The following is a 13,282-nucleotide window of genomic DNA, read 5'->3' as shown; positions in this document are numbered from 1 at the left end:
GCCCAGCACAGGATCCAGGCCCAGTCGGGTACCGGAGCGCTGAAGCGTTCCGGTGCTTTGGCACATAGAGCAAGGAAAGGCCAGCAATGGACATCGACATGAGCAACCTCCGACTCTTGGAGAAGGAGCGTGACATCCCAGTCGGTCAGCTGATCCAGATGATCGAGTCCGCTCTATTGCTGGCGTACGAGAAGAACCCCGGTGCGATCCGCAACGCGCGTGCCATCGTAGACCGCGATACAGGGCACGTGCGCATTATGGCTCCGGAGATCGACGAAAACGGCGAGGTCATCGGTGAATTCGATGACACTCCGCGCAACTTCGGTCGCATTGCTGCGGCCACGGCCCGGCAGGTGATTTTCCAGCGATTGCGTGAAGCCGAGGACAATCAGGTCCTTGGCGACTTCCGCGACCGTGAGGGGCAGCTCGTCTCCGGGCAGATCCAGCAGGGCGGTCGGAACAACATGGTCCAGATCGACCTGGGAACCGTGGAAGGTGTTCTTCCCCCGCACGAACAGGTGCCCGGCGAAAGCTACTCTCATGGATCCCGCATCCGCGCATTCGTCGTCGAAGCCCGTCGCGGGTTCAAGGGCCCATCGATCACGCTGTCCCGCTCCCACCCGGACTTGGTTCGACGTCTTTTCGAACACGAGGTGCCGGAGATTGAGGACGGTTCCGTCGAAATCATGTCGATCGCTCGCGAGGCCGGTCACCGCACCAAAATTGCAGTGAGGGCGACGAGGGAAGGGATCAACGCCAAAGGTTCCTGCATCGGAGAAATGGGCTCGCGCGTCCGAGCCGTGACTTCCGAACTCAACAACGAGAAAATTGATATCGTCAGCTACTCCGAGGACCCCGCCGACTACATTGCCGGCGCTCTGAGCCCTGCTCGAGTCGCCTCGGTCGAGGTGGATCCCCAGGGCAGGTTCCAGGCCCGGGCCATCGTCCCGGACGACCAGCTCTCCCTGGCGATCGGAAAGGAAGGCCAGAACGCACGTCTGGCCGCGAAACTGACGAATTGGCGCATCGACATCGTCTCCGAGTCCAAGGCGCGGGCGGCGGATCTCGCCGAATAACCGGTCATTCTGGTAACGGTCCTCACACGGGACGGTGTATTTTGCCGAATCTTTGGGGGAAACGCCCGGTGGGGGGATAGACTGGAATGCGGTCATCGACTGCGAGCGACGGCCCGAGCAAGCAGGAGCGGTCCGGAAAGGGGAAAGCCTATGTCTTCCCCTCCCGGTATTCGTACGTGCATCGGCTGTCGGCGGAGCGAAGATCAAACCGCACTAGTACGTGTGGTCCTGCAACGGTCGCAGGGAGCGCAAACTGGCGTCGTCGTCCTGGATCCCAAAAGGTCCTTTCAAGGACGTGGCGCCTGGTTACACCCTGACCAGGAGTGTTTGGACCGGGCGGTCAAGACCAAGGCATTCGCCAGATCTTTCCGTACCCGAGTCGATTCCGAACACCTCGAAGGTCAGTGGTGCGCGGAAGAAAACGCCGTCCTGCGGCGTTATGCGGCCACTGAGGAACACCCCCTAGCTCAATCAACGGACGCACAAGCGTCTGAAGAAAGCGAGTAGAAAACCGATGGAAACCCGATGAGTGCCGCGCAATGAGTACTTCACTGTGCTCTGCAAACGGCGAGTCCCAAGGCAATTATGTGATTGCCGGGAGCCTTATACGGAATTAAGCGGTTTGTGCCTGTTTCGGCGCAGACCGAGACAGGAGTAATGTGGCCAAGCCCCGCGTTCACGAGCTCGCGAAAGAGCTCAACATCACCTCGAAGGAAGCGATCGCCAAGCTTCAAGACTTGGGCGAATTCGTTCGTGGTGCATCCTCCACGGTGGAACCCCCCGTGGTGAAAAAACTGCGCGCCGCGTTTGCGGACCGCGCACAGTCACCTTCTGAGCCGGGCAAAAAGTCCGGAGGCAAGAAGGCGTCCACTACATCCGAGCCCTCTGATCAGAAGGCCGAGACCAACAAGGCCGAGGCGCCTGCACCGGCGACGCCGGCTGCACCCAAGCCCGGCGCGAAGCCCAAGCCTTCCGGGCCAACCCCTGCTACAGCAGGGAAGCCGGCCCCCAAGCCGGCAGCGGAAGAAAAGGCGGCCGTTGCGGAAGAGAAGCCCGCAGCACAGCCGGAACCGACTCCGTCGCCGACCGAGGCTGCATCCGCGAAGTCCGACGAAAAGGCCCAGGAAAAGTCTGACCAGGACTCGGCTTCCAAATCGGGCAACGCGCCCAAGCCCGGGACTCGTCCCGGCAACAACCCGTTCAGTTCCCAGCAGGGCATGCGCACGGATTCCTCCGCGCCCAAGCCCGGCTCGGTGCCGACCCCAGGACCCCGTCCCGCAGCATCACGTGGAGGTGCGCCCAAGCCCGGTGCCCCGCGTCCCGGCAACAACCCGTTCAGCTCCCAGCAGGGCATGCGCGGCAGCAACAACGGCAATCGCCGCGGTGGCCCGCGTCCCGCCCAGGGACAAGGACAGGGACAAGGCGGACCGCGTCCCGGTGCACCGCGTCCCGCCCAGGGACAAGGACAGGGACAGGGCGGACCGCGTCCTGCCGGACCTCGGCCCGCCGCTGGCGCGGGTGCAGGCGGCCAGCGGGGGAATGCTCCTCGCCCGGCCGCATCCGGTGGAAATCGTCCTAGCCCGAACATGATGCCGGCCAAGATGCCCTCGAACGTCGGCGGACGGCCCGGTGGCGGCAGCCCCGGCGGGGGGAATGGTCCCCGTCGTGGTGGCCCGAGTGCCGGTGGTCCTCCGCGCGGCGGCGGTCGCGGACGTGGCAATGCCCAGGGTGCTTTCGGACGCGGAAATTCACGTCGGAAGCAGCGCAAGTCGAAGCAGGCAAAGCGCCATGAGTTGGAGCAGATGCAGGCACCTGCGGTGGGCGGCGTCGTCGTTCCCCGGGGCAACGGCGATACTGTCGTACGCATGCGTCGCGGGGCTTCGGTCATGGACTTCGCGGAGAAGATCAACGCCAACCCGGCCGCACTGGTCACCGTCCTCATCCACTTGGGTGAGATGGCGACACAAACCCAGTCCTTGGACCAGGAGACGTTCGAATTGCTGGGCGAAGAGCTGGGCTACAGGGTCCAGATTGTCTCGCCCGAGGACGAGGAGCGCGAGCTCCTCGAATCCTTCGACATCAACCTCGACGCCGAGCGTGAGGCAGAGACCGAAGAGCAGCTCGAAGCGCGTCCCCCCGTAGTCACCGTGATGGGTCACGTTGACCACGGCAAGACCCGTCTGTTGGATGCCATCCGCCACACCAATGTGATCGAAGGTGAAGCCGGCGGCATTACCCAGCACATCGGCGCTTACCAGATCACAACCAATGTGGACGGCACCGACCGCCTGATCACTTTCATCGATACCCCAGGTCACGAGGCGTTCACCGCTATGCGTGCCCGCGGTGCGAAGGTCACGGACATCGCCGTGCTCGTCGTCGCCGCCGATGACGGCGTCATGCCCCAGACCGTTGAGGCCTTGAACCACGCCCAGGCGGCCAACGTGCCGATCGTGGTCGCGGTCAACAAGATCGACAAGGAAGGCGCGAACGCGGACAAGATCCGCGGACAGCTGACCGAATACGGTCTGGTGCCCGAGGAATACGGTGGTGAGACCATGTTCGTCGACGTTTCGGCTCGTCAGAACCAGAACATCGAGGAACTGCTCGAAGCCATCTGCCTGACCGCCGACGGCGCGCTCGAACTGCAGGCCAACCCTGATAAGGAAGCCCGCGGTGTCGCGATCGAAGCGAACCTGGACAAGGGACGTGGTGCGGTCTCGACCGTGCTGGTCCAGTCCGGTACGCTGCACGTCGGTGACAGCATTGTCGCGGGCGTTGCCCACGGCCGTGTCCGAGCGATGTTCGACGAGAACGGTCAGAACGTCGCAGAGGCCGGTCCTTCGCGCCCCGTGCAGGTCTTGGGCCTCTCCACGGTTCCGCGGGCAGGCGACACGTTCCTGTCGACACAGGAAGAGCGCACTGCTCGTCAGATCGCTGAAAAGCGCGAGGCGGCGGACCGCAACGCTCAACTGGCCAAGCGCCGCAAGCGCGTCACGCTCGAGTCCTTCGACGAGGCCGTGGCCGAAGGCAAGATGGACACGCTCAACCTCATCATCAAGGGCGACGTCTCGGGTGCCGTGGAGGCTCTCGAGGATTCGCTGCTCAAGATCGAGGTCGGAGACGGCAATGAGGTTCAGCTGCGTGTGATCCACCGTGGCGTCGGTGCTATCACCCAGAACGACGTCAACTTGGCCACCGTGGATAACGCGATCATCATCGGCTTCAACGTCCGTCCGGCCGAGCGAGTCACCGAACTCGCCGACCGCGAAGGCGTCGAGATGAAGTTCTACAGCGTCATCTACCAGGCCATCGACGAGGTCGAGCAGGCCCTCAAGGGCATGCTCAAGCCCGAGTACGAGGAAGTCGACCTTGGTTCCGCAGAAGTCCGCGAGGTCTTCCGCTCTTCCAAGTGGGGCAACATCGCCGGCTCGATCGTGCGGAGCGGTCTCATTCGCCGCAATGCCAAGGCTCGCCTGGTGCGTGACGGCAACGTGATTGCGGATTCGCTCAACATCGAGTCGCTGCGTCGCTTCAAGGACGATGCAACCGAGGTCCGTGACGGTTACGAGTGCGGTATTGGGCTCGGATCCTTCAACGACATCAAGGAAGGCGACATGATCGAGACGTGGGAGATGCAGGAGAAGCCCCGCGACTGATCGCGTGGTTGAAGGACCTGCCGCCTAAGTAGCGGTTGAAGAAGCATCGGGCCGGTGTCCAGGAGTAACCTGGACACCGGCCCGTTTTCCACGGAATGCACAATTTTCCGCGCCCATCAGGGCGCAATGACATGAGGAGAGATCATGGCTGACGCAGCCCGCGCGGCTCGCATGGCGGACCGCATCAAGGTCATCGTGGCCCAAGCCCTCGAACGCCGAATCAAGGATCCCCGCCTCGGCTTCGTGACGGTCACGGATGCTCGGGTCACCAATGACCTTCAGCACGCCACTGTTTACTACACGGTCTACGGGACCGAAGAGGAACAGGCAGGCACCCGCGCCGCCCTCGAATCGGCGAAAGGCATCCTCCGTTCGGAGGTCGGGAAGAATATTACGGCTCGCCTGACGCCGACGCTGACTTTCGTCGCGGACGAAGTTCCCGTGAATGCGAGCCACCTCGAGGAAATTTTGAGGCAGGCCCGTGCCCGCGACGCCGAACTGGCCGAGGCCGCCGAAGGAAAAGCTTTCGCCGGTGATGCCGATCCATACCGACGCGAGGACGAAGAGACGGAAGCACAGGGCACGGACGACGCCGTCGCGACGCCCCACATGGACGCTGCCCGCGGGGACAGCGACAACCTTCGAACCGCCTACGATCCGGTCGAGGAAGACTTCGGAGACGGCTCCAGCAGCGATCCCGATTCAGGGGCCAAAGAGGTCCGCGAGGCACCGGAGGATACCGAGTAGGTGGCACGGCATCGCGACCGCCACGATGACGTTCCCTCGGGCCTCGTCGTCGTCGACAAACCAGCAGGCCTGACCAGCCACGACGTCGTCGCCCGAATGCGGAAGATAATCGGTACGCGGCGTGTCGGTCACGCTGGGACTTTGGACCCGATGGCCACCGGCGTACTCATTCTGGGCGTCAACAAGGCCACCAAATTGCTCACCTGGGTCAGCGGCGAGTCCAAGACCTACAGTGCGACGATCCGACTGGGGCAGGGGACCGTGACCGACGATTCCGAGGGCGAGGTGAGCATCACCGCTGACCCCGCCACTGTGGACTCCCTCGAAGAATCCGCGATCAACGCCGCGGTCACCGAACTGACGGGCCGGATCCTGCAGGTTCCGTCGTCGGTATCCGCGATCAAGGTCGACGGAGTCAGGTCGTATGCCAGGGTCCGGTCGGGGCAGGACGTCGAGCTCGAGGCCCGTCCGGTTACGATTGATTCCTTCGACGTCCATGACATTCGGCGCGTCACGGCCACATGCGAGGGCTCGAGGGAGACATCCGTGGTCGACGTCGACGTCACGGTTTCGTGTTCCTCCGGCACCTATATTCGGGCGTTGGCCCGCGACATGGGTGCACGGCTCGGTGTGGGAGGCCATCTGACGCGCCTGAACCGATTGAATATCGGCGAGGTATCTATAGACGACTCCTCGACGCTTGAAGAACTGGCCCAGGCGAGGGACAAAGGCCGTACCATCCCCATGCTTTCGGTCGAACGTGCGGCGGAGAGAATCTTTGTGCGCCGGAATCTGAACAATGACGAGGCAACCTCGCTCTCGAACGGCCGGTGGATCACCCCAAACGCTCAGACCGAAGCAGGTGCCTCCGAGGCCAGTGGGAAGCGAGCCAACGACATCGTTCCGGCATGCGAATTGGCCGCGGGTTTCGCCCCGGACGGGACCTTGGTTGCGCTGGCCCAGAACCAGCGCCGCCGAGGGCTCGATGTCGCGGTTCCGCACCTCGTGTTTCGATCGGGCACGACTTTTCCGGTCGAAGCGGAAAGGACGGCTGATTCATGATCGCGGGTTATGATCTGTGGTTCTGGATCGCTCTGGTCCTGGGCCTCTTGTCGGCGCTGGTCTGCTTGGTGCAGTTCCTCCGCGGCAAGGTTCCGGACGACTTCTCACAGGGCTCCGTCCTGGTCCTCGAGGCTTTCCTCGTGGTGTATCTGATCGGCTCGATTGTGATGCAAATAGTGACCGATGGGCCCTCGGGTGATGCCTGGGAGTATTACGGTTATCTGCTGACCGCAATGCTGATTCCCGCAGGGACTTTCGTGTGGTCGCTGACCGAAAGGACCCGGTGGTCAACGCTGATGTTGGCCGTTGCCGGACCGATCATCCTCGTGATGGTCCAACGCATGAACGTACTGTGGTATTACTACTGAGTCCCATCCCGAGAGACCCATCAGAGAGGTCATGACTGACATGAACGACGTCGAGGCGAACGCCGCACATCAGACCCGGGGCCCTGCCGCGAAATCCAAAGGCCCCGGAATGCTCCTGGTGGCCGTGTACGCGATATTCTCCCTGTCGGCCGGGGCCCGTGCGCTCTACCAAATCATCGCCAAATTCGATGAGGCGCCCGTCTCCTTCGTCCTTTCCGGAGTCGCCGCCGCGATCTACATCTACGCGACCATTTCCTTGGCGCGCAAAGGTCTGGGAGCGTACTGGGCGGCCGTGTGGGCCATTGCCATCGAGCTGTGCGGCGTGATCGCCGTCGGAATCTTCTCCTACCTTCGACCGGATCTGTTCCCGTTGGCATCCGTGTGGTCGCATTTCGGCTCCGGGTACGGCTATGTGCCTTTGGTCTTGCCTATTATCGGGCTCCTGTGGCTGTATCGAAACCGACCCGGCCGAGGCGTTGAACGCGCGAAGTAGACCATGACCGGCCCCATCGGCCATAAAGTGGTGCAAGACAGATCTGATACTCCGTGAAAGGAGCCAATCGTGACTCATCCGTCCAGCCCGGAGAACAACAACGAGCAGAACGGCCACCCCAGGGGCCCGTGGGAAAACAGCCCGGAATCGGAGTCGACCGGTCCGACCGGAACGTCGCGAGATAGCGCCGAGCCGTCCTCGACTGCAGGACCGGGACGGACCGAGGCATCCGAACCTCGGACGAGGCAGCAACCTCGCCAGCCTCGTGCTGAACAGACCCGGAAGAAGACATCCAGCACCCCAGGGCCGGCCAAGACGTCGTCCAAGCCCGGCAAACAGCAGGACTGGGGAATCTTCCGGACCGTCGTTGCACTCTATGGTTTGGTGATCATTGCATACGGCGTATGGCAGATCTTCGCCGGAACGGCTTCATTGCCTGGTGAGACGGAGGACTCCAGCGCCACCGTGGCCTCGTCGTACGGAGCCCTCGCAGCGGTTCTGTGCGGCGTGGGAGCAGCTTTCGTCGCGATTGCCGTCAAGTTCAAATGGGCCAACGTCCTGTGGTTCGTCTGCCTCATGATCTTCCTCGGCGGAATAGGCCGAATCTTCTCGTGGGCGATTTTCGGACTTCCCCATGCCGTAATGATCGTGGTCATGGTGCTCGACCTCGTGATCCCGCCCTGCCTGCTGGTCTGGCACGCCTGGATCAGCAAGGCCAATCGTATTCGTACCGAAATGTCTCAGGGTGCCCCGCAGGCCGCACCCCGGAACAAACGCGGTAAAAAGCGTTCATAACTGCCCCCTCGGGAACGGCAGTGCGACCGCACAAGGACTAGACTGATGGCCGCGGCTCGAGAACCGAGCCGCGGTCTGGCATGAGGAGATTCGTGGACTGTTTCAGGAGCCTGGACGAGATCCCGGAGGAATTCGGCCCCACGGCGGTGACCATCGGAAATTTCGACGGAGTCCATCGTGGCCATGCACGCGTCATCAAGACGGTCGTTTCGGAAGCCCATTCCGCGGGGCTGCAAGCCGTTGCGATTTCCTTCGATCCCCATCCTGCTTTGGTGCACCGACCGGACGTCCCACACCTACCCATCATGGGCCTGCAAGACAGCCTGGACCTTCTCAAAGAACTTGGGCTGGACGCCCTGGTTCTGCTGCCGTATTCCCTCGAATTTGCGCGCGAGACGCCCGAGGATTTCATCCGGGAAACCTTCGTCGAAGGTCTCCGCGCCAAGAAAGTCGTGATCGGGGCGGACGTCCGGTTCGGCCGCGACAATTCAGGCGATCTGACCACAATGCAGGAACTGGGGGTCAAGTACGACTTTGAGGTCGTCGTGGTCGAGGACCTCTCGACCGACAACGACCTGAACGACCTGCATGACGAAGACCCGCATCGGCGGTGTTCTTCGACCTGGATTCGTGAACTCCTCGCGGCCGGGGACGTTGAGGCCGCAACCCAGTTGTTGGGCCGCTATCACCGGATGCGCGGCGAAGTGATCCATGGTGCTGCTCGGGGACGGGAACTAGGCTTTCCCACGGCGAATATGTCTCCAGTATCCGATGGATTGATCCCTGCCGACGGTGTGTATGCCGGCTGGCTCCATGATGAGGCCGGAATGCGGTGGCCGGTGGCTATTTCCGTGGGGTCGAATCCGACCTTCGAAGGAGTATCACGGCAGGTCGAAGCGCACGTGATGGGGCGGCCGCACGAAGAGGTCGAGGATTTCGACTTGTACGGCCAACATGTGCTGCTGGAATTCGTGGCGCATTTGAGGCCAATGGTCGCCTATGAAGGCATGGACGCGTTGATCCGTCAGATGTCGAAGGACGTCGACGACGCTTGGCGCGTGCTGGGCTCCGACGAAGCCTGAAGGACAATCACCCGCATATACAGAAGCCCCCGCGAGGACATTCCTCGCGGGGGCTTCTGTATATGCGGTGTCTAGAACTCTTCGTGGGTGCGGGGGTCGTACCCCTTGAATGCGATCCCCGTGTGGAGACGCTTGATGACGTCCATCTGCTCAGGGCTGAGATCCCATTCGAAGACGTTGAGGTTCTCTTCCATCCGCTCGGGTGTCGAGGTCTTCGGAATCGGGACGATTTTGTTCTGGACCATCCATCGAAGAACGACCTGGGCCGGGGTCACGCCGATGGTGTCGGCAATATCGCCCAGTTCGGGGGTGTCCTCGAGGCCTTGCATGCGTCCCAGCGGTGACCACGCTTGAGTCACGATCTTATTCTTCTCGTGATATGCACGGAGCTTTTCCTGCTGCTGTCGAACCTGGAGCTCGATCTGGTTGACCACCGGAAGTTCGCTAGTCTCCTCGCCGAGACGGTCGATGTGCTCAGGCAGGAAATTGGAGGTGCCGATCGACCGGACGAGTCCTTCGTCCTTGAGCGCGATCAAGGCTTTCCACGATTCGACGTAGAGATTCACCTTGGGGTTGGGCCAATGAATCAAGTAAAGGTCCAGGTAGTCCAGACCCATCTTCCGGAGGGACTCCTTGGCAGCGGCGATGGTCGGCTCGTATCCGTGGTCCTTGCCCGCGAGCTTGGTCGTCACGAAAATTTCTTCCCGGTCGACGCCGGAATTGTGGATTCCTCGCCCTACGCCTTCTTCGTTTCCGTATTGGGCGGCCGTGTCGATCAAGCGGTGACCGCGCATAATGGCCTCGGCGACATTGGCCTCCGCCTCGGCATTGGACATGGGGTAGGTCCCGAAACCGACGGCCGGGATCTCATGGCCATCGCGCAGGTTGTGAGTAAGCATTAGGGTCTCCTGAAATTCAGTGGTCGTCTCCTGACGCGAGTTTACGCGTCCGGAGCGTGGGTCGTACGGATCACGGCCAGGACGGCCTCCGCCGACCTCTGTGCCACAATCTCCACGGCCATGTGAAAGTCTTGGTCGGCCGACGGGCCGCAAAGATCCGAGATGCCCCTGACGGACAAGAACCGGATTCCGTGACTCGAGCAAACCTGAGCGATCGCGGTGGTTTCCATATCGGTCGAAATGGCGTGAGGAAAAGCTTCGCGTGCATCCTTGACGTTCGATTCGGTGACGAAGGAACCTCCCGCGAGCATCTGTCCCACGTGGTGTGTGCCTTTGCGAGCAGTGACCGAGCGAGCAGCGTCGAGCAAGGTCTCATCCGAAGCGTAGTCGACCGGCATGCCAGGGACTTGGCCTCGTTCGTAGCCGAATGCGGTGGCATCGGCATCCGTGAATGAGTACGAGTCTCCCACTGCCAGATCGCCGACCTCGACGTCCCGGCGTAAGCCTCCCGCGCTACCGGCAGACAACAGTGCCCGCGGCTCGCACATGGCGATCGCCGTAGTCGCGGCGCTGGCCGCGTTGACGAGGCCGATGCCGGACCGGACCAACAGGATCGGGTGCCCCTGATGAGCCAGGGGAGTGTAGCGGGCTCGGCCGAAATCGACCGGCTCACCCAAGTGCTCGCAGGAATCGAGGAAAGGGGAGGCTTCCTCGTCCATGGCGACTTGGACGACAATCCCGCCGGCCACCGCTTCGCACATGTCGTCCGACCACGGGTTGTTGTGGGCTGGGCTCACGCGTAGACCTCGTCCCAGACCTCACGTTGGTCGAGGAAGCCTCCGACCGCGCCCTGGGCCCCGGCCAGGGTGTGGTTGGCACCCCACCCGCACTGGGTTTCGTTGGCCGCGGGAACCTCGGTCGCGTCGAGTATGTCGCGGAACGTCGCTTCCAGTATCGGCAGAAACGCATCTGGTTCGAGTCCGAGCGTCAGGGCGTAGAACCCGGTCTGGCAACCCATCGGGGAGAAATCGATGAGGGCCTCCGTGTGATTGCGCATGTGCTCGGCCGTCAGGTGCTCGATCGAATGAACGACCGGCATCTCGAGGTGACCCTGATTGGGCTGGGAGAACCGGACATCGTACTTGATGAGGGTATCCCCGCCGGGTAGTTCTTTGCGGTCAGCAATGCGCACGTACGGCGCGGCGACCTTGGTGTGGTCCAAGTTGAAGGATTCAACGTTCATCTTCTGCATACATCAATTGTTGCGCACATGTGCGGTTTAAGTCAGGGGCGGCAGGACGGACCGTAACGTGGCTAGGTGGTGAGATCGTCTTCGGTCTCGTCAGGCCAGAGCGCTTTGAGGACCTCTTCCCGGGGAATCTCGAGGATTGCGACGATGTTCATGAGAGATCGCAGTTTGGGATTCGAGGGGCTCCGAGTCGCTCGATCGCTGAACCCGTATTCCATTTGCTGATAGTGCTGGCGGGAGATTCCCGCTTCCAGAGCCACCTTCTCCTGAGTGATACCGAGATCGGCCCGATGGGACTGCAGAAGGCTCCCGAGTCGCAACGCGGTTTGGCGATCAAGGGAGTCGGAAGTCATTGCACCAGAATCGGGTCGCCCGGAGTTCAGGTCTACCAAGTGCACATGGCAAAACTTCGCTATCCTTGTGTGCAAAGTGTACATGGCACGACGTGGGGGTGCAAGAGTGCAAACACAGGCCCACCGGAACGCAGGTGGAGGCCCCGTCGAAACATACGGGCTTACCTGGCCCGGCAAGTCCGAATCCCAGAGGCTGGGGGAGAGCGCGACATCCGCCCGCCTGGTCCCCCATTCCCCGGGGAAAGGTGGAGCCGCCGTCGCGGAGGTGAACCTCGTGATCGAGGGGGACAGCCTCGACGCCCTGAAAATCTTGAGGCGCACGCATGCCGGAGCCTTCGGGCTGATCTACATCGACCCTCCGTACAACGTGGGGACGAAGGCCGACTACCGAGACTCTTTTCACCGGAGTCAGGCTGTCGAGGACCGCGCCGCAGGAGTGCACGAAGAGCCGGAGCGGTGTGCCGCTCGCTCTAGCGCAGGCCGGAGGCATTCGCTCTGGCTGGATCTCATGTACCCGAGGCTTCGAGCCGCGCGCGAGCTGCTCGCCTCCAATGGGGTCATTGCCGTTTCGATCGATGACGCAGAAGCCCCCAGACTCAGGCTGCTCCTGGACGAGATTTACGGAGAGGAGAATTTCTGCGCGACGATCGTCTGGGAAAAGAAATACTCACCGGCCAACGACTGCCGCAATTTCTCGGTCGTCCACGACTACCTGATTCTCTATGCGGCATCACCAGCCTTTCGTCGCAACCTCCTGCCCCGAACCGAGGCCACCAATCGGCCGTACCGCCACGACGACGCCGACGGTCGCGGCCTCTACCGGACGAGTGACCTCTCGGTACGCACGTATTCGCCGGCCGCGGACTACGCCGTGGTGAACCCACTGACCGGGGCGAAGCATTTTCCGCCTCCCGGGCGGAGTTGGGGATATTCGCCTCAGGCCATGCAGCGCTTGATCGACGAGGGTCGGATATATTGGGGCACGGACGGAACACGCGCCCCTCAACTCAAGCGATACCTTGGGGAAGTTCAGGACGGAGTTGTACCGACGACCCTCTGGACTCGCGACTTCGCCGGGCACAATCATCTGGCCAAAAACGACATCAGAAAGCTCTTCGGAACCACGGCCGTATTCGAGACCCCGAAGCCCGTGCGCCTGATCCAGCGACTCCTTCAGGTCACCACCGGCAAAGATTCACTCGTGCTTGACTTCTTCGCCGGCTCGGGCACCACGGCTCATGCGGTGATGCGGCAGAACGCGGAAGACGGTGGCAACCGGAAGTTCGTCCTCGTTCAACTCGACGAGCCGATCAATGCGGCGCGGAAGCCAACGGTGGCCAGCGAATTCTCGACGATCGCGGACGTCACCCGCGAGCGCGTGCGTCGGGCAGCCGCAGCATTGCGCGAAGAATTCCCCGAGCTGGATCCCGCTCAGACCCGATTCGTGGAGCTCAAGGTGGTCTGAATCATCACGTCTCATTGGCGAACATTCCTGTGGT

General features: G+C 62.1%; 13 protein-coding genes and 1 pseudogene. 10 read left to right on the top strand and 4 right to left on the bottom strand.

Annotated features, from left to right (window positions below; translation table 11 throughout):
- The first annotated feature begins 86 nt into the window (after positions 1-86).
- The 9 genes and pseudogenes from nusA (at position 87) to EWR20_RS10460 (ending at position 9,282) form a co-directional block, all read left to right on the top strand.
- On the top strand, positions 87-1,076 hold the full coding sequence (gene nusA / locus EWR20_RS10500; RefSeq protein ID WP_129360630.1) for a transcription termination factor NusA: 990 nt from the start codon (positions 87-89) through the stop codon (positions 1,074-1,076).
- A gap of 150 nt (positions 1,077-1,226) precedes the next feature.
- Positions 1,227-1,583, top strand: a complete 357-nt coding sequence (locus EWR20_RS10495; protein ID WP_129360629.1) for a YlxR family protein — start codon at positions 1,227-1,229, stop codon at positions 1,581-1,583.
- A 152-nt stretch (positions 1,584-1,735) separates the two neighbouring features.
- Positions 1,736-4,735 (top strand): translation initiation factor IF-2, encoded by a 3,000-nt coding sequence (infB, locus tag EWR20_RS10490; RefSeq protein ID WP_129360628.1) that lies wholly within the window; start codon positions 1,736-1,738, stop codon positions 4,733-4,735.
- A 144-nt stretch (positions 4,736-4,879) separates the two neighbouring features.
- Positions 4,880-5,314 (top strand): annotated as a pseudogene (rbfA, locus tag EWR20_RS10485) (30S ribosome-binding factor RbfA); the annotation flags it as partial.
- A 168-nt stretch (positions 5,315-5,482) separates the two neighbouring features.
- On the top strand, positions 5,483-6,544 hold the full coding sequence (truB, locus tag EWR20_RS10480; protein ID WP_129360626.1) for a tRNA pseudouridine(55) synthase TruB: 1,062 nt from the start codon (positions 5,483-5,485) through the stop codon (positions 6,542-6,544).
- Complete coding sequence (locus EWR20_RS10475) at positions 6,541-6,912, top strand: hypothetical protein (RefSeq protein ID WP_129360625.1); 372 nt, start codon at positions 6,541-6,543, stop codon at positions 6,910-6,912. Before truB ends, EWR20_RS10475 begins: the two co-directional genes overlap by 4 nt.
- 31 nt (positions 6,913-6,943) lie before the next feature.
- A complete protein-coding gene (locus EWR20_RS10470; RefSeq protein WP_129360624.1) occupies positions 6,944-7,405 on the top strand; it encodes a hypothetical protein in 462 nt (153 codons plus the stop codon).
- Between the two features lie 69 nt (positions 7,406-7,474).
- Positions 7,475-8,200, top strand: a complete 726-nt coding sequence (locus EWR20_RS10465; RefSeq protein ID WP_129360623.1) for a DUF4345 domain-containing protein — start codon at positions 7,475-7,477, stop codon at positions 8,198-8,200.
- 92 nt (positions 8,201-8,292) lie between these two features.
- Positions 8,293-9,282 carry a bifunctional riboflavin kinase/FAD synthetase gene (locus EWR20_RS10460; RefSeq protein ID WP_129360622.1) on the top strand — a complete coding sequence of 330 codons (990 nt, stop codon included), beginning with the start codon at positions 8,293-8,295 and terminating at the stop codon, positions 9,280-9,282.
- 71 nt (positions 9,283-9,353) lie between these two features.
- On the opposite strand, the gene EWR20_RS10455 is transcribed toward EWR20_RS10460, so the two are convergent.
- From EWR20_RS10455 to EWR20_RS10440, 4 genes are all read right to left on the bottom strand, one after another.
- Positions 9,354-10,181 (bottom strand): aldo/keto reductase, encoded by an 828-nt coding sequence (locus tag EWR20_RS10455; protein ID WP_129360621.1) that lies wholly within the window; start codon positions 10,179-10,181, stop codon positions 9,354-9,356.
- A gap of 41 nt (positions 10,182-10,222) precedes the next feature.
- Complete coding sequence (mtnN, locus tag EWR20_RS10450) at positions 10,223-10,978, bottom strand: 5'-methylthioadenosine/S-adenosylhomocysteine nucleosidase (RefSeq protein WP_238147707.1); 756 nt, start codon at positions 10,976-10,978, stop codon at positions 10,223-10,225.
- Positions 10,975-11,433, bottom strand: a complete 459-nt coding sequence (locus tag EWR20_RS10445; protein WP_129360620.1) for an S-ribosylhomocysteine lyase — start codon at positions 11,431-11,433, stop codon at positions 10,975-10,977. Before EWR20_RS10445 ends, mtnN begins: the two co-directional genes overlap by 4 nt.
- 62 nt (positions 11,434-11,495) lie before the next feature.
- Positions 11,496-11,783: a helix-turn-helix transcriptional regulator gene (locus EWR20_RS10440; RefSeq protein WP_165001018.1), complete on the bottom strand. Its 288-nt coding sequence runs from the start codon at positions 11,781-11,783 to the stop codon at positions 11,496-11,498.
- Positions 11,784-11,889: 106 nt separating this feature from the next.
- On the opposite strand from EWR20_RS10440, the gene EWR20_RS10435 reads away from it, so the two are divergent.
- Positions 11,890-13,248, top strand: a complete 1,359-nt coding sequence (locus EWR20_RS10435; protein WP_165001017.1) for a site-specific DNA-methyltransferase — start codon at positions 11,890-11,892, stop codon at positions 13,246-13,248.
- Positions 13,249-13,282: the final 34 nt, after the last annotated feature.

Origin of the sequence: Rothia uropygioeca, from assembly GCF_004136585.1 — a bacterium.
Taxonomy (GTDB): domain Bacteria; phylum Actinomycetota; class Actinomycetes; order Actinomycetales; family Micrococcaceae; genus Rothia.
Note: the sequence above shows the minus strand (reverse complement) of the source record. Positions and strands in the feature narration are given on the sequence as shown.

Excerpts from the sequence above, each read along its gene's own strand:
- nusA (WP_129360630.1), top strand. The coding sequence starts at position 87 with ATGGACATCGACATGAGCAACCTCCGACTCTTGGAGAAGGAGCGTGAC.
- EWR20_RS10495 (WP_129360629.1), top strand. The coding sequence starts at position 1,227 with ATGTCTTCCCCTCCCGGTATTCGTACGTGCATCGGCTGTCGGCGGAGC.
- EWR20_RS10475 (WP_129360625.1), top strand. The coding sequence starts at position 6,541 with ATGATCGCGGGTTATGATCTGTGGTTCTGGATCGCTCTGGTCCTGGGC.
- EWR20_RS10470 (WP_129360624.1), top strand. The coding sequence starts at position 6,944 with ATGACTGACATGAACGACGTCGAGGCGAACGCCGCACATCAGACCCGG.
- EWR20_RS10455 (WP_129360621.1), bottom strand. The coding sequence starts at position 10,181 with ATGCTTACTCACAACCTGCGCGATGGCCATGAGATCCCGGCCGTCGGT.
- EWR20_RS10445 (WP_129360620.1), bottom strand. The coding sequence starts at position 11,433 with ATGCAGAAGATGAACGTTGAATCCTTCAACTTGGACCACACCAAGGTC.
- EWR20_RS10440 (WP_165001018.1), bottom strand. The coding sequence starts at position 11,783 with ATGACTTCCGACTCCCTTGATCGCCAAACCGCGTTGCGACTCGGGAGC.